Origin of the sequence: Flavobacterium ajazii (assembly GCF_010614725.1) — a bacterium.
Taxonomy (GTDB): Bacteria; Bacteroidota; Bacteroidia; order Flavobacteriales; family Flavobacteriaceae; genus Flavobacterium; species Flavobacterium ajazii.
The window spans coordinates 67,882-94,328 of sequence record NZ_JAAEHL010000012.1; the positions used below are offsets into that span (position 1 = coordinate 67,882).

The following is a 26,447-nucleotide window of genomic DNA, read 5'->3' on the forward strand; positions in this document are numbered from 1 at the left end:
AAATCAACACTAAACTTCTTTAAAACAAAACCCGATAAGCAAAAACTTATCGGGTTTGTCGTTTAAATATCTGAATTAGTAAGTAAGCAAATTTCAATTTTTTTCGATACTGACATCGAACCCTCCGTTCTTATCAAAAATAACATCGTAAAACTTTGAATCTTTTTCAACCCCCACTTCATAAGTAGTTTTGTTTTTATCATCCACCACTACTGCAATTTCTTTTATCGTTTTTGAAGAATAGTTTTTTTTCAGATATGCCTGTGCTTTGGCTGGCAGTTTGCTTAACGGAATCTGTAATTCATACGCTTTCATATTTCCTAAGTTATCATAAATTGCCAGTGCTTTTGTAGCATTGTTTACATTGTATTTGGCTTCATAACGAAGTTCATCATCATCATCACCCACATATTCTTCAGACCAGACCGATGTCTTACCCGGGTATTCTTTTTCAAAAGCAACTCTTACCACTTCCGGAGGAATTACTGTTTTTTTCATATTCGTTCCTTCCTGTGCCATTAAAAAACTAAAACTGAACAGCGCAAAAATTAAAGATATTCTTCTCATTTTTTTATCATTAAAGAATTAATAAGTTCAAAAAAGCAGTAATAAATTTACTACTTATAAATGAATTAAAGATGAAGTTTTTCTAAAATTTTCAGTTTAAATTTAAAATAATTATGATTTCGCTTTATAAAACAGGTAACCTTTTTCTGTACGGGTCGTCTAATTTTAAAACCTAATCATAGATCATGAGAGACAATAAAAAATTTGAAACTTCTCCACAACCTTATGCCAGACTTGCTGGTTTGCTATATCTCCTTATTATCATAGCCGGTGCTTTTGCTGAAACCTTTGTCCGAAATAAATTAGTTGTTTATGGAGATGCAACCGCTACTGCAAATAACATCATCCATTCTGATTTTTTATGGAAAATTGGCATTACCGCCGATTTGATTATGCAGGTTTGCGATCTGCCTGTAATGGTAATCCTCTATTTTTTGCTTAGACCTGTAAACAAAAAACTTGCCCTTCTTAATTTGTCTTTTAATCTAATTCAGACAGCCGTTTTAGTGGCTAACAAATTAAATCTTTTAGCTGCCTTATTTTTTCTTGGAGATGCTGATTATTTAAAATCCTTTAGTCCTGATCAATTGCATGCGTTGTCTTATCTTTCAATAAAATTACATGATTTTGGATTTGGAGTCGGTTTAATATTTTTTGGATTTGTATGTCTTATAGAAGGTTACTTAATTTACAAATCAGGTTATTTCCCAAAAGTATTTGGAGTGCTCATGTCAATTGCAGGATTCTGCTATTTAACAAACAGTTTTGCTTTAATTCTTTTTCCGAAGCTTTCCAGTATTGCATTATTGATGCCGTGTCTTGTCGCAGAATTAGCCTTAAGCTTATGGCTTATTTTTAAAGGAGTAAATCTCTCTGTCTGGAGACAAAAATTAGTTATAACTTAATTCAAATTCCTAAAATATAATCAAAAAAGCCTGCCGGAAATAAATCTGAGCAGGCTTCTTTTTTGAAATAACTGAATTAGTAAGCGCTTATTTCTGAACTTTTATAGATTGTTTTTATTTTTCATCCGGTCTGTCAGTTCCCTTCTGTAAGTTATCCCAATCGGAATTCTTTCATTTTTTATCACAACAAAATCTTTTTCGGCTGCGTCAATTTTATCCAAAGCCACGATATAGGATTTATGAATACGCATAAAACTCTTTTCCGGAAGGCATTTTTCTAATTCTGTAGTAGTAATTGAGCCTAAATAAGTTCTCTTTAACGTGTGCAATTTTACGTAATTACCAAAACTTTGTGCAAACAAAAGCTGGTCCAATTCGATATCAATAAAATAGCCGTCTACTTTTACACTAACAGAATTCACAATTACTTCTTCTTCTTTTGTTTTTACATTTTCTGTTGCAAAAAAACGATCGATGGCTTTTAAAAACCTTGGAAAATAAATAGGTTTCAACAAATAATCAATCACACCGTAATCATAACTTTCGAGAGCAAATTCAGAATAAGCAGTCGTTAAAATCGTTTTGGGATGCGTTGGAATAATCTTGAGCAGTTCCATTCCTGAAATTTCTGGCATATTGATATCCAAAAACATCAGATCTACTTTGTTTTCACGGAGATAATCCATTGCCTCAACGCCATTATAGCCCTGAAAAACAAGTTCCAGCTGTGGATTCTGTTTGATATAATTGGCCAGAACATAATGCGCTGCCGGCTCATCATCAACGATAATGCATTTTTTGGTCTCCTTCATTATACAAACTTTTTCAGTTGTATTTTCAAATCTACGATATAGGTATTTTTATCCTCCTGAATGTCTAATTTATATTCTTTTCCATAAATCAGGTTCAGTCTCTCGATTGTATTTTTTAAACCAATTTTAGTAGAAACCACATCGGTTTTCTTCGGAATGGAATTGACGACATGCAGATGCAGCAATCCGTTTTCGACTGTAATTATAATACGTACAAAACATTTTTCGATAGCGCAGGTTCCGTGTTTAAATGCATTTTCTATAAAGGCAATCAACAGCATTGGCGAAACTTTATATGCATTCTCGTTGTCAATTTTACAATCGTAAGTAATATCACAGCGATAGGCAACACGCTCTTTTTCCAGTTGAATATAACTGTTTATAAACTCCAGTTCCGCTTCAAGAGAAACACATTGTTTGTTATTGCTTTCGAGCTGATAACGCATTAATTGTGAGACTTTCATAATCAGATCAGGTGTTCTTTCCGGAAATTCTAAACTGATTCCGTAAAGCGTATTGAAGGTGTTGAATAAAAAATGCGGGTTCAGTTGTCCTTTCAGCGAATTAAGCTGCATTTGATTGAACAACAGCGTTTCATCTGTCTGTTTTTTATTGATTCTGTAAAATTTAAAAACAATGATCGGACTCAAAATACAAACCAAAGTTCCTAATACACTGGCTAATTGGTATACATAACTGCGCTGATGCGAATTCTGATACAGATGACAATTAGCAAACATACTTAATGATGTAATCTGATATAAAACAAGCGAAAAAAGAAATACGGCAACAAGAGTCAGAAATACATACGTCAAAGGTCTTTTGCCTTTGAACAAAACCGGAAGAATAAAAAACCGATTAAACTGGGCGTGCATGTACAAAATACAGTAGAAGAAAATCCCCATTAGAATTGAAATGAAGGAACTAAACAGCATCCAGTCATTTTTTAGGGTATAAACCGTGAATGAAAAAAGAACAACAGCAATTTCCTGCCACCATTTGTTTTCCATCATGTTACTTATTTTTTTATTCATTTTCTGCACTTAAATAGTTTACAAAGTACGAACAATTATTCAAATACTATTTCCAAAAAATGACAAATTGAATTCGTCATTTATTAGTGCACTACATCACTTAACATGACTTTTATCAATAGAAGAGAAATAAATTTGGGCTATAATTTCACATTTTGGGTTTATGTATTTCAAAAAAATTACCTTATTATTTTTCCTGATTTTTGCCCTAAACAGTCATTCTCAAACCCTGTCTTTAAAGGACGCCATAAAAACCGGGCTTGAAAATTACGGTTCAGTCAGAGCAAAAAACAACTACACCAATGCTTCGCAGGAGAGCCTTAAACAATCCCGTCGCGATTACCTGCCGAATCTTAATTTATCAGCGCAGCAGGATTACGGAACCGTAAACGGACAAAACGGGCCTTTGTATGGTTTTGGAGGTCTGGGAGTAGCTTCTTCGGGATTGCCGCTTCCGGAACAGAACTGGAATTCAGCCTTTGGAGCTCTTTATCTGGTCAACATGAACTGGGATTTTTTCACTTTTGGAAAAACGCAGGAAAAAATCAATTTGTCCAAAATTGATGTTCAGACCAAAGAAAAGGATCTGAATCAGGAAAAATTCCAGCTGGAAATTAAAATCTCAGCCGCTTATCTCAATTTATTGGCAAGCCAAAGATTACTCATTTCACAACAAAAGAATTTAAACCGTGCCGAAGTTTTCAAAAGAACCGCCGCAGCCAGAGTCAAAAACGGATTACTGGCCGGAGTGGATTCGACATTGGCTACAGCTGAAGTTTCAAAAGCCAAAATGGCACTGAATCTCGCTAAAAATTTCGTTAAGGAACAAAACAATAAACTGGTCGATTTAATGGGTGTGGCACCTCAGGATTTTGTTACTGATACGATTTTTGTGACGCAGATTCCAAAAGAACTTGTACAGCAAAGCAGTGCAACAGATAGCCTTCACCCGCTATTGCAATTGTATAAAACCAAAATTGATTACAGCAATCAGCAGGTCAAATTGTACAAACGTTTTTATTATCCTACAATGAGTGCATTTGGTGTTTTACAAACCCGCGCCTCAGGCTTTGATTCGTCTTATGCAACAGACCAGACAGCTTTTAACCGAAATTATTGGGATGGCGTCAATCCGGATCGTACCAATTATTTATTGGGAATTGGAATTACATGGAATTTGACGACACCGTTAAGAAGCAGTAAACAAGTGAACGCACAAAAATTCGTTTCTCAGGCCTTGCAGGAAGAATACAATCAGGCCGACAGAGAATTGAAGTCACAGCTTAATTTTGCAGAAGATAAAATAAAAATCACGCTGGAGAATTATGCCGAAGCGCCAATTCAGGTCAATGCGGCACAGAGAGCATATCTGCAAAAATCGACTTTATACAAAAACGGATTAACAGATCTGACCGATCTTACCCAGACAATTTACACGCTGAACCGAGCCGAAATAGATCGTGACATTGTCAATAATAATGTATGGCAGTCGTATTTGCTAAAAGTAGCCGCAACGGGCAATTTTGACTTATTTATAAATGAATTTTAATTATAGCGCCTAATGAATTTAATACGTTTTGCACTCCGCAAACCCATCTCTATATTGGTATTGGTAGCAGGTTTATTTTTCTTCGGAATTGGTGCCATCAAAGACATCAAGGTAGATATTCTTCCGAAAATGAACCTGCCTGTGATTTACATTGCACATCCGTTTGGAGGGTACACACCGGATCAGATGGAAGCTTATTTTGCTAAAAATTACGTCAACATTCTTCCTTTTGCCAATGGGGTAAAATCGGTTGAAACCAAGAATATTCAGGGGTTAATGATTATGAAGTTAACCTATTACGAAAATACTAACATGGCACAGGCAGCTGCCGAATTAAGTTCATTATCGAACAGGATTCAGGCGGCATTTCCTCCGGGGACACAGCCTCCGTTTATCATTCGTTTTGATGCTTCGTCACTACCAATTGGGCAATTGGTTTTGAGCAGTAAAATACGTTCAAACAACGAATTGCAGGATTTGGCCAACGTATATGTGCGTGCGTCATTTACTTCGATTCCGGGTCTGTTATCTCCGGCTCCCTTTGGCGGAAGCCCAAGAACGGTAGAGGTTAACGTGGATCCTGATTTACTGCGCTCACACAATATGACACCAGATCAGATTGTAGAAGCGATTCGTATCAACAATCAGACGGCACCATCAGGAAACGTGAGAATTGGTGACATCAACTACATTTCGCCAACCAATAATACGATTAAAGAAATTAAGGATTTTGAGCAGATTCCGTTGTTTAAAGGCGGGGTTCAAAACCTGAAATTAGGCGATGTTGCCACGGTAAAAGACGGTGCCGATGTGACCAACGGATATGCTTTGGTAAACGGAAAACGTTCAGTTTACATCAGTATTGCAAAGGCTGGAGACGCTTCGACCTGGGATGTGGTTCAGAAATTAAAAGCCGAACTGCCTAAAATTCAGAGCACACTTCCTGAAGATGTACAATTATCATACGAATTTGACCAGTCGGTTTATGTAATTAACTCGGTTAAAAGTTTGATTACCGAGGGAATTATCGGAGCTGTTTTAACAGGTTTAATGGTTTTACTTTTCCTTGGTGACCGTCGTGCGGCTTTGATTGTAATTTTAACGATTCCAATTTCGATTATTTCAGGGGTTTTATTTCTGAAATTATTCGGGCAGACGATCAACTTAATGTCCCTAAGCGGACTGGCGCTGGCAATTGGAATTCTGGTAGATGAAAGTACCGTAACAATAGAAAATATTCACCAGCATCTCGATATGGGCAAACCAAAAGCACTCGCCATTTGGGACGCCTGTCAGGAAATTGCTTTACCTAAATTATTGATTCTGCTTTGTATTCTGGCGGTTTTTGCGCCGGCATTTACGATGGTCGGAATTCCGGGAGCTTTATTCCTGCCGTTGGCATTGGCGATTGGATTCTCGATGATTATTTCGTTTTTATTGTCGCAAACCTTTGTGCCGGTTATGGCGAACTGGCTGATGAAAGCACATCCAAAACACGAACATACGCCTGATATTACAGACGATGAAGCCGAATTCAACGCTTGTGGGTTAACACCGGAATCTGAGAAACAACTAATTACTCAGAAAAAAGATTATGTTGAAAGAACGGATACAGATAACAACGGAAAAATCAGTGCTTTTGAACGTTTCAGAATGCGTTTTATGCGAACACTTGAACGCTTATTTCCATACAAAAAAGCTGCTGCTTTAACGTATTTGATTTTAGCTACGACGCTTGCCGTTCTGTTTATTTCGTTCATCGGAAAAGACGTTTTCCCGAAAGTAAATTCAAGTCAGTTTCAGCTGAGAATGCGTGCTCCCGACGGGACCCGTCTGGAACGTACCGAAGAAAAAGCCATTTTGGTACTGAAAGAACTGAAGAAAATGGTCGGCAACGAACATATCGGAATATCTTCTGTATATGTAGGTCAGCACCCATCACTGTTCTCGATTAACCCAATTTATTTGTTCATGGCGGGTTCGCATGAAGCTGTTTTTCAGGTGAGTTTAAAAGAGTATCATACCGATATGGATGATTTTAAAGATGAATTCAGGGCAAGAATTAAAAAAATTCTTCCTGATGTAAAACTCACTTTTGAACCAATCGAATTAACGGACAAGGTTTTGAGTCAGGGCTCTCCTACTCCAATCGAAATCCGAATTGCGGGTAAAGACAAAAAACGAAATGAAACCTATGCGAATCAAATCGTTGAAAAATTACAGAAAATAGACTATTTCCGTGATGTGCAGATCGGTCAGCCGATTCATTATCCGGCGATGAACATCAATATTGACAGAACCCGTGCTGCCGAATTAGGCGTTGACATGAATGATATTTCACGTTCACTGATTGCTTCGACATCATCTTCACGATATACCGAAAAAAATACGTGGATTGACGAACGAACCGGTTTATCTGTAAACGTTCAGGTTCAGGTTCCATTAAATCAAATGAAAAGCAAAACCGATATTGGAGAAATTCCGGTATTGAAAAACTCGCTTCGTCCTGTTTTGAGCGACGTTGCAAAAATTACACCCGGCTATGTGAGCGGTGAAAATGACAATTTAGGGGCTATGCCATACATTACAGTTACAGCAAACATCAATCAGACCGATTTGGGGACGGCAGCGAAAGATGTTAAGGCTACAATCAGTTCATTAGGCGAACTACCACGTGGCTTATTTGTCACGCCTATTGGACTGAGTAAGGTATTGGAGGAAACATTAAGCAGTTTGCAGGTAGGGTTGTTGGTTGCTATTTTTGTAATCTTCTTAATGTTGGCCGCTAATTTTCAGTCATTCAAAGTGTCATTGGTGATTTTAACCACAGTTCCGGCGGTAGTTTTGGGAGCGTTGTTAATGCTGACCATCACAGGTTCAACCCTGAATTTACAATCGTATATGGGCATCATCATGTCCGTTGGAGTTTCTATTGCGAATGCCGTTTTACTGGTTACCAATGCCGAACAATTGCGAAAAATAAACGGAAACGCTTTAGAGTCGGCCCGTGAAGCTGCGGCACTGCGTCTTCGTCCGATTATCATGACTTCGGTGGCGATGATTGCCGGAATGCTGCCAATGGCGATTGGTCACGGCGAAGGAGGCGATCAGGTTTCTCCATTGGGTAGAGCCGTAATTGGTGGGCTGTTGTTTTCGACCTTTGCTGTGTTATTGATTTTACCGTTGATTTTCGCCTGGGCACAGGAACATACCACAACACAATCTGTTTCCCTCGATCCTGAAGACGAAGAAAGCATTCATTATATTTCATCATTAAATAAACCGAAAGTTGGAAAGTCATAAAGTCGAAAGTCATAACCCGTTGGGTGTAATTATTTTTTAACACATAGAAGCAATAGATTTAAGTTATAAATAAAAAAGGGAAAAGAAAAAACTAGTTTTCACACATAGCTATGTGCATTGAAACAAGTGAAACGCCTTTACCCGTAAAGAAGAGCTATGATTCTATGTGTTAAATTAAATTTTATTCACTTTCACCCAAAAGCTTAAAACATATTCATTATATAAAACCAAAAAATGAACACTAAAATTATAAAATACAGCCCGCTGTTTTTTGCAGCATTATTTTTCCTGAACAGCTGTAATTCTAAAAAGGAAGAAGTTGTTACAGCAGAAATAGAACCGAAAACAGAAACCTTTCTTCTCGCAAAAGAAAAACTGACTACCGAATTACGTTTACCGGCCGAATTAACCGGTTTTCAGCAGGTAGATTTGTATGCCAAAGTAAGCAGTTTCGTAAAAACGCTGAAAGTAGATATTGGTTCAAAAGTAACCAAAGGACAGCTTTTGATCGTTCTGGAAGCACCGGAAATCAGTTCGCAACTGGCAGCAGCCGAATCCAGACTGAAATCTATGGAAGCGATTTACGCCACCAGTAAAAGTACCTACAACCGTTTGTACGAAACGAGCAAGGTTGAAGGAACGATTTCTAAAAACGATCTGGAAATGGCAAGTGGAAAGAAAAATTCGGATTACGCACAATATCAGGCAGCTGTTGCGGCTCATAAAGAGGTAAAAATCATGAGAAGTTATCTTGAAATCCGTGCGCCTTTTGACGGTGTCGTGGCAGCAAGAAACGTGAATTTAGGAACCTTTGTTGGTCCTGCCGGAAAAGGTTCAGATTTGCCTTTACTGACGATTCAGCAGCAAAACAAACTGCGTCTGGCGGTTTCAGTTCCGGAATTGTACACAGGCTATTTACATAACGGCGACGAAATGAGTTTTAACGTAAAATCATTGCCGGACACTTTTAAAGCTACGATCACGAGAATGTCTGGAGCATTAGATTTGAAACTACGTTCTGAAAGAGTCGAAATGGATGTACACAACACCAAAGGCAATTTATTACCGGGAATGGTGGCCGAAGTTTTATTGCCGCTTAACGCGAAAGACAGTACGTTTGTAGTACCAAAATCGGCTTTGGTGAACGCCGCCGAAGGGATGTTTGTCATCAAAGTGGTCAATCACAAAGCCACAAGAGTTGACGTAAAAAAAGGAAGAGAAATCGACGATAAAATTGAAATATTCGGAGACCTGAACCCGAAAGATAAACTGATAAAAATCGCCAGCGAAGAAACCAAAGAAGGCGATATCATAAACGAATAACCTGTACGCTTTAATTAATTATTGATTTGTTTGAAAGTGTTGTAAGACTTAGGTTTTATGGCACTTTTTTTTGTTTAGGAGCTGGTTCCTGCTATACGTTACAATCTTTTGTGCCGAACCCCGGCACAAAAGGATTTTCACTGCTATCAGGGCTAGGATTTAGATTTTCAAAAAGAGGTTTACGGTTTTCAGTAAAACAATGCTTCAAAAGAAATTATTTTTGAAACATTATTTTTTATTACATTTAAAAATTAAAACGAAGTATGACAGCAGTCATAAATATCTAACCAAAAATAGGTGGCTATGTATGATGATTTCATACATATATACAAGTTAGGCGATATCTTAAAACAGAGCGACAGTTTCAACTTAATAATTCTATTACTAAATGGTGTACTTTTGTGCATGGACAATGCAAATGGGTCGGTTTAGGTGGAGTTGAATGATATTTCTCTAGTAATTTAGCTCTTTCGATTGCGTTACCAACATTTCCTTTCATTAATTGATAAGTATATCTCAAAAATTTAGCCTTTGATTTCATTGAAGTATAATAATCAAACTTCGGATTTTGAAAAGATGCTTCTTCGGGAAGTTTATTTTTTAAAATTTCTGTTAACCGTTCATAATATTTTACTCTATTTGCATACTCTTGACTTGCTGGATTCACATCTTCAAAATGTAGCAATATCCAAAGTTCAAAATCATCATTGCTCCAAGCTGTTTTAATACCTTTAGAATTAGCTGTCACTATTGAATCATTAAAAGCTGTATCTTTTTGATCATTTGGCTCTTTATCTCTATCAAAAACACACCATACTTGTGCTCCTTCATCAATTTTCAATATTTCAAGACCATGTTCATCAACCTCAATTAAATCATTCTTTCTAAAATATTCAGTTGCATAATCAACTTGTGCATGATGTTGTTTAGTATTTCCAAAAGCAGAAATTTGTATATCTTCTTTTTTAAACAGTTCAAAATAGGCTGGTTCAACTGCACCATCTTCACAAAATATAATAAAGAGCTTTTTGGAATTTACCTTTCTAGTATCATCCGTTTTAATTTCCCAAGGTTCCATCATCATTTATATTTTTATCATCTAAAAAATTAGATAGAACAGGTACACCCCCGTAAAATCCAGCTAAATATTGTTTAGCAAAATCAGCATCATTTCTAATGCCTTTTAATTCTGCTAATGAATATAATCTTGTCCCTTCATTCTCTTCTTTTTCAGCAAAATAAAACTGATCCCTTCTCATTAAAGATGGACTTAACAAGTTTGTATCATGACTAGTAAATAAAAGTTGAACATTTGATTTATTTATTTCAGGATCATTAAACAAACTAATTAATTTGGTTAATAAGGATGGATGAAAATTGCTATCTATTTCATCTAAAATAATTAATCCGCTTATTTCAATGTTAAAAGCATGCAACAAAAGACCAGCAATATCAAACAACTTTTTTGTTCCGTCCGATTCATTATCCTGCATATTAAGAGTCACAATTTTATCTAAATCATGACATGCCTTTTTCGTTAAAAACAATTTATCAAGTGGAAAAATATTAATTTCCTTCGAATCATCATCTTTTTTAAAATAAATATCTTCGTAATTCAACCCGAAAGATTTCAAAAATTCAATAAATCTTGGCTTTAATTCATCAATTTCAATTTGTCTTATGGAATGAAATCTATAGAAATCACTTCTTGTACCAAATTTTGAGGTAATATAACCTTTTATGTTGTTTCTAATATTTGCACAAATGTCTTTATTATAAGATGCAGCATGAATTAAAAAAAGTGTATGTTCATATTCTAAAGGAGCAATACTCTCGTTGCCTGGCAAATTTACTTTATCAACTTCTAAGTTTTTCCTAGAAAAATATCTCCCTTGATTGACGTTTTTAGGCCCAAATAACCATTCACTAGTTATAATTTCCCTACTCGCATTTAGGTTATTTTTTGCTTCATAATTCTTTTTAACTGTAAAACCGTATCTATATTTTTTACCTTCAACAATTAGAACAATTTGAAAAAATGATTCTGTATCTTCATAATCATTTTGATAAAAAAATGGTTGTGCTAATCTTGCTAATCTTGATTCTGGACTAGGCAAATCTGAAATAGCTTCACAAAAGAATTCAAGTGCTTTTATAACATTACTTTTTCCACTTGCATTAGCACCATAAATCCCTACTGTTTTTAATAACTTCATATCTCCATATGGAACAATATTGTTACTATCAACGTCCTCATTCTCTTTTGAACTCTTTAGATTTGTCGAAACAAAACTAATTGTCTGCAAATCAGATATAGATCTAAAGTTCTTGACACTAAATTCTACTATCATTTTTACCAATATTGATTATATTCTTCAAATTTACATATTTAAATCAATTATATATCGTAATTATTTTGAAATTTGAAAAATTTAAGCAAATAACAGAAAAAGACATCCCCGCTCCCGCACGAATCCTTTCGTGTGGCTTTTGAACCCCAATTGAGCAGAATTCCATTCTATTCTAAAAGAGGAAACGAAAGATTAATATTATACTGAATATTTTTTTACCTTTGAAATTAAGACTTTTTAATGCAAATGGCTTTGAGCCTTCAGAAAATTGATATTATGGAACAAAAAATACATCAGGGAAGAAATGTAAAACGATTCAGGGAAATGTTGGGCATCAAACAGGAAGCATTGGCTTTTGATTTGGGTAACGACTGGAATCAGAAGAAAATTTCTTTGTTGGAGCAAAAAGATGTAATTGAAGATGATATGCTCAGACAAATTTCAAATGCATTAAAAATTCCTGTTGAAGCATTCCAGAATTTTGATGAGGAGCAAGCAGTAAATATTATCGCAAATACAGTAACAACTGTCAATGATAATGCTACAGGACAATTATTTCAAATAAATTCAACAATCAATACATCTGAGAAGTGGATAGAAGCATTAGAGGAAATTAAAAAGCTTAATAATGAAAAAATTGCTCTTTACGAACGTATGCTGAAAGAAAAAGAAGAGATGATGGCTAAGCTGGAAAAGCTTATTAACAAATAGAAAATAGAAGTAATTTGAAAGTATTACTTCATACGAAATAAAAGGCTCAACAGTTTAGTTGAGCCTTTTTAATGGATCAATGTAAAAAGATAAGGGTATCATACCCCCTCGCTCCCGCACGAATCCTTTCGTGTGGGCTTTTGAAAACCAGATTTTCTTATACCTCAAACATTCTAAATAAAACTATATCATCAATAAGACCTTTTTGTCCTGAATAATCTATAGCACTACTGTACACATAATCTTCAGGTTTATATACTAAGCCCGCTTCAACCGGATTATTATGAACATAATCTATTTTTTGCTGAATCACTTTATTACTCCACAACTCTATTGGTTTGTTATCATGACGCCAAAATTGGTAATGTTTTACATTTGAACTCTTTTGGGCTTCTTTTCTGAAAAAATCCAATAGAAATTCTTTCCGGCTCTCTTTTGGATTTTCCTGTATACTTTTTACTATTGAATTACTGGTAAACCTTTTTAAATCACCCACTAATAATTCAGGATTTTGCCCCTTTATACTACGAAAAACCAAATGCACGTGATTACTCATAATACACCATGCATGAATTTCTAATCCTTTGTTTTTCTGACAATAACGAGTGCTTTCAATAAACAAATCTTTATATTCATTTCGGGTAAACACATCTAACCAACCTACTACTGCAAAACTTATAAAATAGAGGCCTTCAGGATTATGAAATTTGTAATTTCTGCTCATTGATAAAAAAATAAGATTATTCTGTAAATATATAAATTATTAACTTTAAGCATGAAAACAATCCATAAAATTAGGTTTCAAAAGTCCACTCGAAAGGATTCGTGCGGGAGCAACGTGGTGGGACATTGTGCATCATTTACCCAATTGCGCAGATATACGCAACCATAGCCAAAAGTAAAATCAGGATTAATTCTCATTTACGTCCTCTTGTTGAATGTTGGTATTGTTTTGTCTTGAAATCGGCTGTTTCTTCTTTCAATTTTTTATTGGCATTATGCAATAATTCATTCTGAACTTTCATAATACTTAAGAGATCATGCATTGCGTTCAAATTTTCCAGTTGAACCATTACAATCCTTTCTAAATCTGCTTTTGTATATCGAGTATTCATAATTATATTTTTATTATTATCTAACGACAAGATAAATGTAAAACAAAATTACATTAATGCAAAACAAAATAACAATTTATTATTTCATTAATGAAATCTATACTTTCATTAGTGCATTACTGAATTACATTAACTATTTTTGATTTATGGACGAGAAAATTAACAAAATAAAAGAGGTGTTAGTACGAAAAGGTGTAAGCCAAAAGGAATTGGCGGCTCAACTTGAAAAGAACGAACATACTGTTTCAAATTGGTGTATTAACAAATCCCAACCACATCTTAAAGAGTTACAAAAAATTGCCGTTTTTTTGGATGTTGATATTTGTGATCTTTTGATTTCAAATAAGGATAAATAGAAATTAGGATTCCTCTTTACTAGTATGAGTGTTTCGTTCGTGAAAATACAATACACCATCTAATAACAACATTCCAAAAACTCAAAACAGTGTTTAAAAATTTATTTAAAAAACAAAATAAAATAACTAAAAGTATTTTCCTTGCAGGTAGCGAAGTCCGCTTGAATGGAAACCAACAATGTGAAAATTTTATAGCTACACAAATAACTAATAAACTTACTGTTGAGAAACTTTATTTTGGAATGGAATTAGTTTTTGAAAATAATAAACTAATAAAAGCTTATGAGTATGAAGAAGGAAACAGAAAAGAACATGAACTTGAAACAGATGAAATTGGTCTTGAGTACAAAGAATTTAAAGAAAATAGAATTCTGGAAATAATTGACAACGAAAATGGACTTCACCAACTTGGAGGCGAACTACCAAACGGTTTCCTGCTTCCTGAGAACAATTGTGTAGTTCCATTTCAATATTTGGGCTATATTAACAATCAGGACAAAAATTTTAATTGGTTACCATTTAACATTCATTTGATTTGTCCAATTTATTTGAATATTGGAAATGTTTTTTTGGACTACTCAAACCCTGACAGACCTTCTCTAATTAATAGAGAAGAAGTTGAAAAAGCCGATACATCTTATAGTGACTTAAATCAAAACTCAGAAATTGTCTTTCATGAAGTAAAATTTTCGTTTGTTGAAAGTATAGAATTCTCAGGGGAAGGACATTCAGGAATACCAAACTGGCTACAATATCCAGACATTCCAATGTGTCCGAAATCAGGAAAAAGAATGAAGTTTCTTTGCCAGCTGATTGGTGGAGTTACGACTAAAAGAACAAATGTAGAGCCCAAAAATGATTCGTATAAACGTTATTATGAAGAACTAAACTTTTGGGGAGATGGAGATTTGTTTGTATTCTTTGAACCGACTTCAAAAGTGGCTTGTTATTTTATTCAAAATACATAAAATAATTAAGGATTTACATTATTATGGAGTAATAATTATAAAAATTATCCCCCCCGCTCCCGCACGAATCCTTTCGTGTGGGCTTTTTATTAAGCAAAAAATAATTATATTCACAACAATCCTGTGAAAGACAAAATTGTGACTTTACCTGAAGATTATTATTTTAGTTCAGCACGAAATTATGCAGGTTTAGAAAATGATTTAGATGTAGTATTGTTAGATTTGTTTTGAGATTTTTAAAAATTTAAAAGGCAATTTTTCTTGCTTTACTTTACGGCACATAATACACACGAGCGATAGCGAACTGACGAAGTAATTCTGCGCTATCGGACGGAACTATCAGCACTTTAAAGTCTTTACTCCTATTTTACTTTTTCCCTTTAAACTTTTCGATATATTTGTCAACATCAGTAATAAAATTGCCACTGTTTAAAGTCGGCGGTACGTTGTTCATCATTTACCCAAAACTGAAACAAATGGAAGACTATAGAGACAATTTGAATTATATTAGAGGCTTTATTGATAGCATTTCGTATATAAATACATTTCACAATGATGGAAAATCGTACACTGTAGAACTTATTAGAAAAGTTAATTCTGATTTTCAGGATACAATCAGAAAGCATTTTAATAAAAATAAATGGCTTGTTAAAACAGAACCCGTAGTAACCAATTGGCGGGATGTGCTCAAAAAAGAACTACGTCATTATTTTGACCAGATAATAGCTGAAACCTTTATTAAAACAAATAGACAAATTCTTTTCGATGAGCGTGGGCATTATAAACAGGGAGCAGAAAAATTGATTGAAAAAATCCGTTTAGATGACGATTTTTATATTGACCATTTATTACAGGATAAGTTTTTGGACTGTTTAGAAAACATTGTTGGTGAACAGCCACGACTTTATCGAGTTGAAATAGATTGGCATCCCAAGGAAGAAGAATATGAAGGGTATTATGAAGGATATTGTAACGACTTTTTATTTGACCTGGGCAACCAAATATTATTCTTGCATTTTGGTGGTTCGGATTAAGCCCTACTCCCACATGAGTCCTTTCGTGTGGGCTTTTGAAAACCAGATTTTCTTATACCTCAAAAAACATTCTAAATACAACTATATATCATCATAAAAAAATAAATTTCTAATCTAGCCCCGATGGGAGGGAAAATCCTTTTATTTTTTCCTTTAAAAAATAAAAGATTGGAAGGACAACGGGACTAAAAGCTATTATAAGGACAATTTTTCTGCTCCTAAAAATAATGGAAACCTCTTTGGTGCTTATTTTCAACGAGTACAAAATGATAAAATTTAGGTTTCAAAAGTCCACACGAAAGGATTCGTGCGGGAGCGGGGAAACCTAATTGTTATAAATCAAACAGGCGTTTAGTATTGCTACTAAACGCCTACTTTGCCCTACCCGTAAGTCTGACTATGCAAATAAAAATTTATTATACGTTTTATAAAAATTGAAATAATGTTGGCTGTACAGATTCTGCTGTCTTAGCATCATCATTGTAGACCCCTTCGAATTTAATGATAGCCTCAATAGTTCTGTTAGATAAAAAGAACCTGTCGGCAACTTATTCAATGATAGCATCAATACGCCACTTCGGATTTTTTACCTGTAGATCATAAAAAAGCTTTCTCACTTGGTTGTTTCTTTCGGTAAGTCTTTCATTGCGTGTCATAGAGAAAAAATATAAATTTTTTCTACATAAAAAAAGTCCACTGTGTGGGTTTAAATTTTACGATATAAAAAATAATCTTCTAAAACCAAAATACCATCTTTGATAATAGAATAAACGGTATTTTCCTTACTAGATCTATTTTTATCATCTGTGTAATAAAAAACAAAACTGAAATTTAAAAATCTATCTGCAAGGGGATAAAATACAACCATTTGTTCCTTTTTTTCTTTTTCTATTTTTCTATAGTGTATTAATATTCGGGTATTATCTAATGCAATTATTTCATTACTGCTACCAGAACCAGTATTTAATTTATCAAACATGATATCAACATATTCTGTTGTACTACCAATAGTATGTGCTTTTTTATCTATATAGATTTCTACATATGGAACTCCATTAGAGACAAAAGAACCATCCTTTTGTTTTATATATGATTTTTGCATTTCTTGATTTTGGGCTATAAATATTTTATGATTTTTGATTCTAATAATTGAGGCGGATTGTGTGCCATTAACTAAAAGAGTGTCTTTTGCAAAATCCTGAGATTGTGCCGAAATTGATAAAAACAAATAAGTAAATAATAGTAGTTTTTTCATTTTGAGAATTGAATTATTTATAAATAAAAATTAGTTGAATGATAATTATAATTAGACCAATAGGATTATGATCCTGTAGTTTGAGGCTTTATTTATTCCTATTTTCAAACATGATTTGAAGCCATAAAAAAACCACTTTTTACAGTGGCTTTGGGTTTCTAACCTTTTAGTTTATGAAAATATTCTGTAAATTCCTCTATTGATTTAAAGGTATTATTTGTAACAGTTATATAAGGTTTGCCTTTGTTAAAATAAAATTTTGCAACATCCTGACCTGTCAAAAGTGATACATCTGAATTGCCTGCAGGAGCTGTAAAGTTTTTAGTTGTTTGCCAAAAATTAACAAAGAAAGGAATAAGACGGTCTTCTGCCCCTGTAATTTTCAAAGATTTAATTGTATAAATATCGTCAACTTTTCCAATGCTGTAATTAAAAACAAGGGTTTTATATCCTGACTGCGCTAATCTATCAGTGTAGGTTATTGAGTAAGATCCACCATCATAAAGCAATTTACTATCATCGCTTTTTGTTACCACCATATTCATTCTATAAGTAAGAAACTCACTGATATTATTTGTAATGTAATTCATATCAAAATAAGTTATTTGACTTGTAAAAGTAGCAGGGTTATCTACAACATGCTTTGCCGGATAGTATGGTGATACTTCCTGAGATTGTGCCGAAATTGATAAAAACAAATAAGTAAGCAATAGCAGTTTTTTCATTTTGAGAATTGAATTATTTATAAATAAATTAGTTGAATAATAATTATAATTACATCAATAGCATTATAATCCTGTAGTTTGCGGTTGCTTTATTTTCCATATTTAAACCTCAAGCTCGTTTAAAAAACAAACATAGAAAAATAAGCAATTACTGCCAAAATTATTTGAGGCTTTCCGGAGTGTTCATCAAACATAGAATTCCCCCCGCTCCCGCACGAATCCTTTCGTGTGGGCTTTTGAAAACCAGATTTTCTTATACCTCAAAAAGCATTCTAAATATTACTATATCACCATAAAAAACTAAACTTCTTATTTAGCCCCGATGGGAGGGAAAATCCTTTTATTTTTTCCTTTAAAAAATAAAAGATTGGAAGGACAGCGGGACCAAAAGCTATTATAAGGACAATTTTTCTGCTCCTAAAAATAATGAAAACCTCTTTGGTCCTTATTTGCAACGAGTACAAAATGATAAAATTTAGGTTTCAAAAGCCCACACGAAAGGATTCGTGCGGGAGCGGGGATTTTTATACTTTTCATAATCAAATCAATTTTTTTAAACAATTTCACCCGACGGATTAAATTATTCAATCTCAAAACTGGGATCTGTCAAAATATATTCTTTAATGCCGTTAGTTTTCTTTACAAAAACAGGAATAAATTTCTCAAATTCCTCGTATAAAGCATAGTCATTTAATTTTGGGGCTCTTTTTTTATCATAAAATTTTGAAGAACGAATAAATTTTTTCAGACAGGCTACTTTTGACTTTACATTCGGAGCTTTAATTGTTTTTATTTCTGTGAAATAAAAGTTTCCGTAACTCGTACCACTTCCATCTTTTATGTACAAATGTTTAGGAATCTCAACATGCATAGTGATATAATCAGTATCATACTTAAAGTAGATAGTATCTTTTAAAGTCTGTTGAGCTTTTGCACTGATAAAAAGATAAAAAACAATTAGAATCAAGAATGTTCTCATAAGTTGTGATTTTTATTTACAAGGTGTATTGTAAGGAGTCAATCGTTAAATGACTTTTTACGAACTTTTGTATCACTAAAAAATCAAAATAGTTATTAATTATTTGTAAGTTTATTTTGCAAAAGTATATTAAACAATCAAACTGTACATTAAAACATCATTATAGTTTTATGTTCATTTCCTCTGGTACTCTTGCAAACAATCACCAAATGAGATATGGAAAGTCAGACATTTGCCAGGGTTAAGAAAAATGTTTCTAAGAAGGGAGTGCGTATCTAATAAAATAAAAGCCAAGCAATAAATTTATATTTCAATTTTACACTTCAGCCATTTCACGCAACCTTTTGTAAAAGAATCATCTATGTAAATAAAACAGCTATTATGAAAAAAATTACATTCCTGATCCTGATTGGATTTATGATTAATGCCTGCAGTTCTGATGACAACAAAAACGATAGTTCTGATTATCATAATTACATTACCAAAATTTCTAATGTCCCGGCTATTAATTTTATGCCTGAGGAAGTATATCCCGGTACAGACGCCTCACAATCGCCAGTTTTAAAATTAAAACTAATTACCGAAGAAGAATTTCCGTGTATTAATTATGGTATAAGCACAACTCAGTTTACAAAAGGAAACGAACTAATCGTACGATTCGATAAAATAGCAGAACCTAGTGGCTGTTTTACTGCAATTGGACCGGCAATCTCCTACATCGACTTATCGGAAAACACAGATAAAATTACGTTTATAAACGGAGATAAAATCGACAAGTATTCCATAGACATTAATGCTCAAAAAATAGCTATTAGACTTATTGAAAAACATTTCACAACCTCATTATACAACAAAACTTTTAGGATTCCGTCAAATTCATTTGCCTACGTGTGCGGAACTAATAAAAATAACACGCAAATTTATACTGATTTTTATACCCTGATTAAGCAAAACCCGGATTTTACAGAATTTAATTTCGAAGGCGAAGGAAGAATCCCTTATCCTGAAACAACTACCGGAAATTGGGTCAATCATCCCAGCAAATTTTTTAAATATAAAAGTGTTCAGGAATTTAACAAACTGGCGGCTACCTTAAACGATTATTCTGCTCAAAATATTGAAAAAAATGATGGTGTCAGTATTTCTATTAACGGTTGGAACAACATCAGATTCTATAGCTGGCTTGAAAATTAAAGATCGCTATAAATATCATTTTTTTTATTTGTTGTAATTTAATTGACTTAGTTTGCATCAATGAGCACAATGTTCGCTTTTAATTAAAAAGTACACAATGACTACACGGTATTCAATTGCATACAGCTATAAATTTTTAAAATAAATGAGGAAGGCAAAATGCAATTGAAATCGGTAAACTCAAATTTTGTTTATCTTTAGAGCTATTATTTAAAAAATCTTCTACTAAAGCCAAAATTTTATAAAATCCGTATGTACGAAAGAAATTTAGAACAAATTATAGCGTTACTTTTTTTGACTTTAACTGCAAATTTGGCTTTTGCACAGAAAAAAGAGTTGCGGGATACAACAGTTGATAGTTTAACTTTTGTAAATAATAGGCAAATAGTAAATAGCTTAAATACGGATGTCTTTCTAAAAAAAATATTTACTAAAGAAAACACACAAATTCCTTATAGGCTTTTAACACCAAAAAAAGATAATCCTAACCAAAAATACCCTTTAGTAATTACTTTCCACAACTCTAGCCGAATTGGGAATGATAATGAAAATCAACTTGAACCATTTGCAAAAATTTGGTTGAGACCTGAAATTTATAACAAATATCAATGTTATGTACTTGCACCACAATTCAACACACGCTCTTCAAATTATGAAAAAAATAGTGATGGTATTCAAATTTCAAAACCTTCACAGGATGTTTTTTCCCTATTAGAATTAATTCAAAATGTTGAAAAAGAATATCCTGACATTGATACAAAAAGAATTTACTTAATTGGTTATTCTATGGGTGGTTCAACTGCACAAAATTTGCTAAATATTGCGCCAGACAAATTTGCAGCAACTATTTCTGTTGCAGCTGTTCCTGATTTTTCAAATCTTAAAAAATTAAACAGCAAAAATATATGGCTCATTCATGGAGAAAAAGATGATGAGAATCCTTATTTCGGAAGTGTTGAATTGTTTAATAAATTATCTTCAAACAAAAAATTGATTTTTACAACTTTAAGTAACCTAAATCATAACAACATTGTCATTCCGTTTTTAATAACCGAAGAGATCCCAAAGTGGCTGTTTCAAAAACATAAATAAAAAAATGGGGTAACGAAAGGATTACATTCCCAATCTTGATAAATAAAACATAGTAAAATGACAAACCTGATTACGATAAGAGAGTATCAAACAAACGATAAGGGTGAGGTCGTAAATTTGATAAAATTGAATATCCCTAAGTTCTTTGCTGCAGATGAAGAAGAAGATTTGAAAAGGTATTTAGAGACAGAAAGAGAACTTTATTATGTTTTGCTTTATGACAAAAAAATTGTTGGCTGTGGCGGAATCAACTTTGCTGACAACAAAACAAACGGGAAAATTAGCTGGGATATATTTCATCCTGCTTATCAGGGAAAGTCTTTAGGGACAAAACTGCTTAAACACAGAATCGACAAACTTAATTCAATTGAAAGTATTCAGCGAATTACTGTCAGAACCTCACAAATAGCGTATAAATTTTATGAAAAACAAGGCTTTGAACTTTTCGAAATCAAAAAAGATTATTGGGCTGCAGGTTTTGATATGTATAATATGGAATACAAGCGGTCTTAAAAATAATTCTGGCAATTATAAACTTTTCTACTATAGATGAAAGTTTTAAAAACGATGAAGAAATTCAAAAATACTCTATTCAAAAAAATGAATGAAATAAAAATAATTCCGCTTATTCTATTATTATTTTTTAGTGCAATCAGCTGTAATTTTACAACTGAAAAGCATTCTTCTGAAAAAGAAAATAGTATCATTTCAAAAATAAAATACAAAAAGAATACATCAGGGACAGACACTTTATGGGTTTCGCAAAATGATATATCTGTTTTTAGACAGGAAGAAGTAATGATAAGCCGTCCTTGCAGTAATCCTGAACTACAAATGCGTTATGAATTGATAAACCCCAGAAATGAAGCTTATTATTTTATTTACAACAATAAAAAACAATTAGTAACTGAGGGGAAATACACTAATGAATATACTTACGAAGGTCAAACTTATAAAAGAGGAGATTTTTATAACGTAAAAAGTTATTATTATAAAAGTAACGGAAATTTAAAATCAATCCATTATATGAAAGATGGCAGGAATCATAAAACAGAATTATTTGACAACAAAAAAAGATTGACCGAAATAATGTTTTATGACCAAAAAACAGGAGACAGGACAAAAGTTGAAATATATGATAAAGGACAACTCGAAGAAACACATATCTATACTAGTTTTGATGACTATTATACAGTGAAAGCAGATAATTAGTCATTAATCAGAAATTGAAATCAAACTCAATATCTTTTCTTCTAGTATTTATTATTGATAATCAACTACTTAAATTAAAAAAAAAAAAAAAAAAAAAAAAAAATGAAACTAAAAGTTGGAATATTTATTTTTAATGAAGTTGAAGTTCTTGACTTTGCCGGACCATTTGAAGTTTTTTCGTTAGCAGAAAAAGACAATGAGAAATTATTTAAAGTAATCACAATCAGCGAGAACGGAGAAATGATAACCACGAGAAATGGATTGAAAGTTCAGCCTGATGCAAGTTTTGAGCAAAATCCGGATATCGATATTCTGATTATTCCCGGAGGTTATGGTGCCGAAGAAATTGAGATTAAGAATAAAAAGGTTTTGGAGTGGATTAAAACTCAAAATGAAAAAGTTCAAATTCTGGCTTCTGTCTGTACCGGTGCTTTTCTTTTAGCCGAAGCCGGCTTGCTTGACCACAAAAAAGCCACTACACACTGGATGGACATCCCAAGACTGGAAAAAGAATATCCTGCTATTACTGTAATTAAAAATACAAGATTTGTTGATGAAGATGCTATAATTACTGCAGGAGGAATTTCTTCAGGAATCAACATGTCATTTCATATCATTAAAAAACTTCATGGCCTCCAAATTGCCGAAGCAACAGCAAAAAGAATGGAATATGATATTGCTATTACAGCATAATCTCAACACCAAAACATTCCTGAAGTAAGACAGTAATTGATTTTACAAAAATGAATAATCCTGAAATTCAGCAATATTTCATTGAAAATTCCGATAAAGGAAGAATCTAAATCGAATAAATGAAACTAAAATATTCTGTACCGAAATGAATTCGAATAGTCCTTCATAAAAATTCTATCTTTATCAAATAAATTGTTTAGTGCAATGATTATCGTTTCAAACTGTAATTTTAAAATCACATAATGTCAAAATTAAAAAGTATCCGGGAATCACAAAATCTTACTCAGGAAGAACTATCTGAGAAATCAGGTATTTCGGTAAGAACGATTCAGCGAATTGAATCAGGAATTACTCCAAAAGGATACACACTTCGGGTTTTGGCAAAAACATTTGATATTACGGAAAAAGAACTGTTGCATAAAATATCAGTGACCGAAGATATTTCTGAAGAAAAAAACATTTCAGAAGAATCAATTCCTCTAAACTATTCAAAAATAAAATTAATCAACCTTTCTTCATTACCGTTTATCATTATACCGCTTTTTAATATTATTATTCCGCTTGTATTGATGTTTACAATGAAAATGAAAAATCCTCTGACGAAACAAATCGTTTCAATACAGATTATGTGGACCATCACAGCACCTATTATATTTATCCTTGGCATTTTTTTGAAACTTGGAAAACAGTTTACTCTGATAATTATGATTTTACTGGTTCTTTCTAATGTGTATATTGTGTTGAGAAATGCAGCTGCAATAGACAAAACAAAAAAACTTCATTACAAACTGAATTTCAATATGATATAAATCCTGTCAGGCAATTGGCGGGTTATTGTCGGGGAGATTTTCAGGCTTCAAAGATTAGTCTTTTTGATCTTTGCAAAAAAAAATCATGACAAAGCAAATCTTCTTCAGTTTCATTTTTACAATCAGTATTATTATAAACGGTAACGCACAGACTGACAAAAAATCTGATCTTTATAAAACAATCATCTCAAAAGACAGTTTACTTTTTAATCTTGGCTTTAACAAGTGCGACATTTCACAATTTGAAAATTTATTAAGTGAAAAATTTGAGTTTTTTCATGATATAGATGGCATTTCAGACAGAAAAAAATTTCTTAAAGATTTACGAAATGGCCTATGTGGAAATCCTTCCAATTATCAGGCGCGAAGAGAACTATTGCCTGAAAGTACCGAAATCTTTGCGCTGCATGACAAAAATAATAATGGTAAAATTTACGCTGCAATTCAAACTGGAGTACATCAGTTTTTTGAAAAACAAAAGGATCAGGCAGAAAAATTCGGAAGCTCTGCCCGATTTACACATTTTTGGACTTTAGAAAATGGCGAATGGAAACTTTCTAAATCTTTTAGCTACGAACACATTCAAAAACAGCTTGAAACTGACAACAATCCTATTTTTGACAATGATGAAGCAATTGAAAAATGGCTCAGAGAAAATAAAGTCCCAACTGTAGGAATTGGAATAATAGAAAGCGGAAAGCTTAAACAAATAAAAGTTTTTGGTGAAATCACTAAAGGTGTTTCTGCACCTTATAATACTATTTTTAACGTTGCCTCTTTAACAAAACCTGTAACAGCAATAGTTGCTTTAAAACTCGTTAGCTCAGGTAAATGGGATTTAGATGAACCTCTTTATAAATATTGGACTGATCCCGACATTATAAACGATTCCCGAAACAAAAAACTCACAACAAGACTCATTTTAAGCCATCAAACAGGTTTTCCAAACTGGAGATGGATGAACGATGATAAAAAACTTAATTTTCAATTCGATCCCGGAACAAAATACCAATATTCCGGTGAAGGATTAGAATATCTTAGAAAAGCACTTGAAAAGAAATTTAAGAAATCTTTACAGCAACTAGCTTCCGAACTTATTTTTGAACCGTTAAAAATGTATGACACAAGATACGTATGGGACAAAAATGTGGATATATCAAGACTGGTTATTGGTTACGATAAAAATGGAAAGAGTTATGAAACCTTAAAAAACAAAATACCAAATGCAGCCGATGATTTATTGACTACCATTGAAGATTATGGAAAATTCCTGGTAAGTGTAATAAACAGTGATGGTCTTTCTGAACAAGTTTTCACAGATATGGCGAGTCCGCAAGTTGCATCTAAAAATGGAAAACATTTTGGACTTGGTTTTGAAATTTACAATTTTGAGGATGGCAATACAGCGCTCTCACACGGAGGGGCAGATAATGGCGTACAGACTATTGCTTTTATTTTTCCTAAAACAAAACAAGGATTACTAATTTTTACAAATGTGGACGATGGATATAAAATTTATGAAAAGCTCCTGACACACTATTTGGGTGATTATGGCAATAAAATAATTGAAATTGAAACGAAATAAAAGTTTCTGAACATTATTAGGCATAAAAAACTATCATTATAATTTGTATTTTCGTTTTACCGATATCTTCGATTTAATATAAATTTTAAGCAGATGATAACACCTATTTTTATTTTAAGTATACTTTTTATCGGAATAGCATTTATTGTCAATGAAAACAATGCCAAATATTTATTGTCCGGTTACAATATGATGTCTGAAGAGGAACGACAAAAATTTGATATTAAATGCTATATTCCTTTTTTCAGAAACTTTCATCTATTTCTGGGTATTTCACTGTTTGTGATTGCTTTGCTTCTTTTTTATTTTGTGGATGCAGACTGGAGCGGAATTTTCATGGGAACCTACCCTATTCTTGCCTATGTTTACTTTATATGGAAAGGAAAAAATTACTCAACAGAAAAAACAACTAAACAAAAAGCCATAACTTATATTACAGTATTCGCTTTTCTTTTTCTTTTTGTATTCATAGCCTTTGAGTTTAAGCAAACTCTGAATGACAATAAGATTACATTGAACAATAACCAAATAGAAATCGATGGAGAATACGGAACTGAAATAAAATTAACCGATCTAAAATCAATTCAGTTAGTTAACAAATTACCCGAAATTCATTCTAAAATAAAAGGTTTTGCCCTTGAAACAATAAAAAAAGGAGATTTCACGATTGTAAATGACAAAGAGGTAAAACTTTTAATTAACTCAGACAAAACACCTCTTTTGCTGATTACTACAAAAGATAACCAGAAAATCTATTACTCATCTAAAGATGAATCCAACACAGAAATATATAATGATATAAGCACAAAAATTAATGTAAAAAACTTTTCTGATCCTGAAAAATAAATTTGTGTATTCTACTATAAAATAACTCA

General features: G+C 33.0%; 26 protein-coding genes. 16 read left to right on the plus strand and 10 right to left on the minus strand.

Going from position 1 to position 26,447, the window contains the following annotated elements; translation table 11 throughout:
• Nucleotides 1-93 precede the first annotated feature (93 nt).
• Nucleotides 94-567, minus strand: a complete 474-nt coding sequence (locus GWR14_RS19360) for a PepSY-like domain-containing protein (protein WP_163410792.1) — start codon at nucleotides 565-567, stop codon at nucleotides 94-96.
• 185 nt (nucleotides 568-752) lie between these two features.
• On the opposite strand from GWR14_RS19360, the gene GWR14_RS19365 reads away from it, so the two are divergent.
• On the plus strand, nucleotides 753-1,472 hold the full coding sequence (locus GWR14_RS19365; RefSeq protein ID WP_163410793.1) for a DUF4386 domain-containing protein: 720 nt from the start codon (nucleotides 753-755) through the stop codon (nucleotides 1,470-1,472).
• 101 nt (nucleotides 1,473-1,573) lie between these two features.
• On the opposite strand, the gene GWR14_RS19370 is transcribed toward GWR14_RS19365, so the two are convergent.
• Nucleotides 1,574-2,284, minus strand: coding sequence for a LytR/AlgR family response regulator transcription factor (locus GWR14_RS19370; protein WP_163410794.1), 711 nt, complete (start codon nucleotides 2,282-2,284; stop codon nucleotides 1,574-1,576).
• Nucleotides 2,284-3,318, minus strand: a complete 1,035-nt coding sequence (locus GWR14_RS19375) for a sensor histidine kinase (protein WP_163410795.1) — start codon at nucleotides 3,316-3,318, stop codon at nucleotides 2,284-2,286. The genes GWR14_RS19370 and GWR14_RS19375 overlap by 1 nt, the downstream gene beginning before the upstream one ends.
• Before the next feature lie 163 nt (nucleotides 3,319-3,481).
• Between GWR14_RS19375 and GWR14_RS19380 the strand changes: the two genes are divergently transcribed.
• The 3 genes from GWR14_RS19380 (at nucleotide 3,482) to GWR14_RS19390 (ending at nucleotide 9,493) form a co-directional block, all read left to right on the plus strand.
• Entirely contained in the window at nucleotides 3,482-4,867 is a 1,386-nt protein-coding gene (locus GWR14_RS19380) for a TolC family protein (RefSeq protein ID WP_163410796.1), read from the plus strand.
• Nucleotides 4,868-4,879: 12 nt separating this feature from the next.
• On the plus strand, nucleotides 4,880-8,170 hold the full coding sequence (locus tag GWR14_RS19385; protein WP_163410797.1) for an efflux RND transporter permease subunit: 3,291 nt from the start codon (nucleotides 4,880-4,882) through the stop codon (nucleotides 8,168-8,170).
• Between the two features lie 234 nt (nucleotides 8,171-8,404).
• Nucleotides 8,405-9,493: an efflux RND transporter periplasmic adaptor subunit gene (locus GWR14_RS19390; RefSeq protein WP_163410798.1), complete on the plus strand. Its 1,089-nt coding sequence runs from the start codon at nucleotides 8,405-8,407 to the stop codon at nucleotides 9,491-9,493.
• Nucleotides 9,494-9,857: 364 nt separating this feature from the next.
• On the opposite strand, the gene GWR14_RS19395 is transcribed toward GWR14_RS19390, so the two are convergent.
• A complete protein-coding gene (locus tag GWR14_RS19395; RefSeq protein ID WP_163410799.1) occupies nucleotides 9,858-10,571 on the minus strand; it encodes an RloB family protein in 714 nt (237 codons plus the stop codon).
• Nucleotides 10,552-11,844, minus strand: a complete 1,293-nt coding sequence (locus GWR14_RS19400) for an AAA family ATPase (protein WP_163410800.1) — start codon at nucleotides 11,842-11,844, stop codon at nucleotides 10,552-10,554. Before GWR14_RS19400 ends, GWR14_RS19395 begins: the two co-directional genes overlap by 20 nt.
• Before the next feature lie 276 nt (nucleotides 11,845-12,120).
• Here GWR14_RS19400 and GWR14_RS19405 point away from each other — a divergent pair, with 276 nt between their 5' ends.
• Nucleotides 12,121-12,555, plus strand: a complete 435-nt coding sequence (locus GWR14_RS19405) for a helix-turn-helix domain-containing protein (protein WP_163410801.1) — start codon at nucleotides 12,121-12,123, stop codon at nucleotides 12,553-12,555.
• A gap of 157 nt (nucleotides 12,556-12,712) precedes the next feature.
• On the opposite strand, the gene GWR14_RS19410 is transcribed toward GWR14_RS19405, so the two are convergent.
• Together GWR14_RS19410 and GWR14_RS19415 are read right to left on the minus strand one after the other, a co-directional pair.
• Nucleotides 12,713-13,279, minus strand: a complete 567-nt coding sequence (locus GWR14_RS19410) for an REP-associated tyrosine transposase (RefSeq protein ID WP_163410802.1) — start codon at nucleotides 13,277-13,279, stop codon at nucleotides 12,713-12,715.
• Nucleotides 13,280-13,472: 193 nt separating this feature from the next.
• On the minus strand, nucleotides 13,473-13,670 hold the full coding sequence (locus tag GWR14_RS19415) for a hypothetical protein (protein WP_163410803.1): 198 nt from the start codon (nucleotides 13,668-13,670) through the stop codon (nucleotides 13,473-13,475).
• A gap of 146 nt (nucleotides 13,671-13,816) precedes the next feature.
• Here GWR14_RS19415 and GWR14_RS19420 point away from each other — a divergent pair, with 146 nt between their 5' ends.
• The 3 genes from GWR14_RS19420 to GWR14_RS19435 all read left to right on the plus strand — a co-directional run bounded on the left by GWR14_RS19420 (nucleotide 13,817) and on the right by GWR14_RS19435 (nucleotide 16,028).
• On the plus strand, nucleotides 13,817-14,026 hold the full coding sequence (locus tag GWR14_RS19420) for a helix-turn-helix transcriptional regulator (RefSeq protein ID WP_163410804.1): 210 nt from the start codon (nucleotides 13,817-13,819) through the stop codon (nucleotides 14,024-14,026).
• Between the two features lie 89 nt (nucleotides 14,027-14,115).
• Nucleotides 14,116-14,994 carry a hypothetical protein gene (locus GWR14_RS19425; RefSeq protein WP_163410805.1) on the plus strand — a complete coding sequence of 293 codons (879 nt, stop codon included), beginning with the start codon at nucleotides 14,116-14,118 and terminating at the stop codon, nucleotides 14,992-14,994.
• Nucleotides 14,995-15,470: 476 nt separating this feature from the next.
• Nucleotides 15,471-16,028, plus strand: coding sequence for a hypothetical protein (locus tag GWR14_RS19435; RefSeq protein ID WP_163410806.1), 558 nt, complete (start codon nucleotides 15,471-15,473; stop codon nucleotides 16,026-16,028).
• A 706-nt stretch (nucleotides 16,029-16,734) separates the two neighbouring features.
• On the opposite strand, the gene GWR14_RS19440 is transcribed toward GWR14_RS19435, so the two are convergent.
• The 3 genes from GWR14_RS19440 to GWR14_RS19450 form a co-directional block, all read right to left on the minus strand.
• Nucleotides 16,735-17,283 carry a hypothetical protein gene (locus GWR14_RS19440; protein ID WP_163410807.1) on the minus strand — a complete coding sequence of 183 codons (549 nt, stop codon included), beginning with the start codon at nucleotides 17,281-17,283 and terminating at the stop codon, nucleotides 16,735-16,737.
• Between the two features lie 158 nt (nucleotides 17,284-17,441).
• Nucleotides 17,442-18,008, minus strand: a complete 567-nt coding sequence (locus GWR14_RS19445) for a hypothetical protein (RefSeq protein WP_163410808.1) — start codon at nucleotides 18,006-18,008, stop codon at nucleotides 17,442-17,444.
• A gap of 580 nt (nucleotides 18,009-18,588) precedes the next feature.
• A complete protein-coding gene (locus GWR14_RS19450; protein ID WP_163410809.1) occupies nucleotides 18,589-18,987 on the minus strand; it encodes a hypothetical protein in 399 nt (132 codons plus the stop codon).
• 381 nt (nucleotides 18,988-19,368) lie between these two features.
• Here GWR14_RS19450 and GWR14_RS19455 point away from each other — a divergent pair, with 381 nt between their 5' ends.
• From GWR14_RS19455 to GWR14_RS19490, 8 genes are all read left to right on the plus strand, one after another.
• Entirely contained in the window at nucleotides 19,369-20,181 is an 813-nt protein-coding gene (locus GWR14_RS19455) for a hypothetical protein (RefSeq protein WP_163410810.1), read from the plus strand.
• A gap of 294 nt (nucleotides 20,182-20,475) precedes the next feature.
• Nucleotides 20,476-21,273, plus strand: a complete 798-nt coding sequence (locus GWR14_RS19460) for a carboxylesterase family protein (protein WP_246236354.1) — start codon at nucleotides 20,476-20,478, stop codon at nucleotides 21,271-21,273.
• A 57-nt stretch (nucleotides 21,274-21,330) separates the two neighbouring features.
• Nucleotides 21,331-21,786, plus strand: a complete 456-nt coding sequence (locus GWR14_RS19465; RefSeq protein WP_163410812.1) for a GNAT family N-acetyltransferase — start codon at nucleotides 21,331-21,333, stop codon at nucleotides 21,784-21,786.
• Between the two features lie 87 nt (nucleotides 21,787-21,873).
• Nucleotides 21,874-22,485: a hypothetical protein gene (locus GWR14_RS19470; RefSeq protein ID WP_163410813.1), complete on the plus strand. Its 612-nt coding sequence runs from the start codon at nucleotides 21,874-21,876 to the stop codon at nucleotides 22,483-22,485.
• A gap of 102 nt (nucleotides 22,486-22,587) precedes the next feature.
• Complete coding sequence (locus GWR14_RS19475) at nucleotides 22,588-23,178, plus strand: DJ-1/PfpI family protein (protein WP_163410814.1); 591 nt, start codon at nucleotides 22,588-22,590, stop codon at nucleotides 23,176-23,178.
• A gap of 242 nt (nucleotides 23,179-23,420) precedes the next feature.
• Complete coding sequence (locus tag GWR14_RS19480; RefSeq protein ID WP_163410815.1) at nucleotides 23,421-23,987, plus strand: helix-turn-helix domain-containing protein; 567 nt, start codon at nucleotides 23,421-23,423, stop codon at nucleotides 23,985-23,987.
• 85 nt (nucleotides 23,988-24,072) lie between these two features.
• The gene (locus GWR14_RS19485) at nucleotides 24,073-25,572 is read left to right on the plus strand and encodes a serine hydrolase (RefSeq protein ID WP_163410816.1); all 1,500 of its coding nucleotides are present in this window, start codon (nucleotides 24,073-24,075) and stop codon (nucleotides 25,570-25,572) included.
• A 93-nt stretch (nucleotides 25,573-25,665) separates the two neighbouring features.
• Nucleotides 25,666-26,418, plus strand: coding sequence for a DUF3784 domain-containing protein (locus GWR14_RS19490; RefSeq protein WP_163410817.1), 753 nt, complete (start codon nucleotides 25,666-25,668; stop codon nucleotides 26,416-26,418).
• The last annotated feature ends 29 nt before the right edge of the window (nucleotides 26,419-26,447 follow it).

What these genes read in the sequence shown, in the direction of transcription:
- GWR14_RS19455 (WP_163410810.1), top strand. Translation starts at nt 19,369, where the DNA reads ATGAAAAAAATTACATTCCTGATCCTGATTGGATTTATGATTAATGCC.
- GWR14_RS19400 (WP_163410800.1), bottom strand. Translation starts at nt 11,844, where the DNA reads ATGATAGTAGAATTTAGTGTCAAGAACTTTAGATCTATATCTGATTTG.
- GWR14_RS19360 (WP_163410792.1), bottom strand. Translation starts at nt 567, where the DNA reads ATGAGAAGAATATCTTTAATTTTTGCGCTGTTCAGTTTTAGTTTTTTA.
- GWR14_RS19375 (WP_163410795.1), bottom strand. Translation starts at nt 3,318, where the DNA reads ATGAATAAAAAAATAAGTAACATGATGGAAAACAAATGGTGGCAGGAA.
- GWR14_RS19470 (WP_163410813.1), top strand. Translation starts at nt 21,874, where the DNA reads ATGAATGAAATAAAAATAATTCCGCTTATTCTATTATTATTTTTTAGT.
- GWR14_RS19480 (WP_163410815.1), top strand. Translation starts at nt 23,421, where the DNA reads ATGTCAAAATTAAAAAGTATCCGGGAATCACAAAATCTTACTCAGGAA.
- GWR14_RS19490 (WP_163410817.1), top strand. Translation starts at nt 25,666, where the DNA reads ATGATAACACCTATTTTTATTTTAAGTATACTTTTTATCGGAATAGCA.
- GWR14_RS19465 (WP_163410812.1), top strand. Translation starts at nt 21,331, where the DNA reads ATGACAAACCTGATTACGATAAGAGAGTATCAAACAAACGATAAGGGT.
- GWR14_RS19485 (WP_163410816.1), top strand. Translation starts at nt 24,073, where the DNA reads ATGACAAAGCAAATCTTCTTCAGTTTCATTTTTACAATCAGTATTATT.
- GWR14_RS19475 (WP_163410814.1), top strand. Translation starts at nt 22,588, where the DNA reads ATGAAACTAAAAGTTGGAATATTTATTTTTAATGAAGTTGAAGTTCTT.
- GWR14_RS19390 (WP_163410798.1), top strand. Translation starts at nt 8,405, where the DNA reads ATGAACACTAAAATTATAAAATACAGCCCGCTGTTTTTTGCAGCATTA.
- GWR14_RS19435 (WP_163410806.1), top strand. Translation starts at nt 15,471, where the DNA reads ATGGAAGACTATAGAGACAATTTGAATTATATTAGAGGCTTTATTGAT.
- GWR14_RS19415 (WP_163410803.1), bottom strand. Translation starts at nt 13,670, where the DNA reads ATGAATACTCGATATACAAAAGCAGATTTAGAAAGGATTGTAATGGTT.
- GWR14_RS19410 (WP_163410802.1), bottom strand. Translation starts at nt 13,279, where the DNA reads ATGAGCAGAAATTACAAATTTCATAATCCTGAAGGCCTCTATTTTATA.
- GWR14_RS19385 (WP_163410797.1), top strand. Translation starts at nt 4,880, where the DNA reads ATGAATTTAATACGTTTTGCACTCCGCAAACCCATCTCTATATTGGTA.
- GWR14_RS19395 (WP_163410799.1), bottom strand. Translation starts at nt 10,571, where the DNA reads ATGGAACCTTGGGAAATTAAAACGGATGATACTAGAAAGGTAAATTCC.
- GWR14_RS19365 (WP_163410793.1), top strand. Translation starts at nt 753, where the DNA reads ATGAGAGACAATAAAAAATTTGAAACTTCTCCACAACCTTATGCCAGA.
- GWR14_RS19420 (WP_163410804.1), top strand. Translation starts at nt 13,817, where the DNA reads ATGGACGAGAAAATTAACAAAATAAAAGAGGTGTTAGTACGAAAAGGT.
- GWR14_RS19405 (WP_163410801.1), top strand. Translation starts at nt 12,121, where the DNA reads ATGGAACAAAAAATACATCAGGGAAGAAATGTAAAACGATTCAGGGAA.
- GWR14_RS19450 (WP_163410809.1), bottom strand. Translation starts at nt 18,987, where the DNA reads ATGAGAACATTCTTGATTCTAATTGTTTTTTATCTTTTTATCAGTGCA.
- GWR14_RS19380 (WP_163410796.1), top strand. Translation starts at nt 3,482, where the DNA reads ATGTATTTCAAAAAAATTACCTTATTATTTTTCCTGATTTTTGCCCTA.
- GWR14_RS19370 (WP_163410794.1), bottom strand. Translation starts at nt 2,284, where the DNA reads ATGAAGGAGACCAAAAAATGCATTATCGTTGATGATGAGCCGGCAGCG.
- GWR14_RS19440 (WP_163410807.1), bottom strand. Translation starts at nt 17,283, where the DNA reads ATGAAAAAACTACTATTATTTACTTATTTGTTTTTATCAATTTCGGCA.
- GWR14_RS19445 (WP_163410808.1), bottom strand. Translation starts at nt 18,008, where the DNA reads ATGAAAAAACTGCTATTGCTTACTTATTTGTTTTTATCAATTTCGGCA.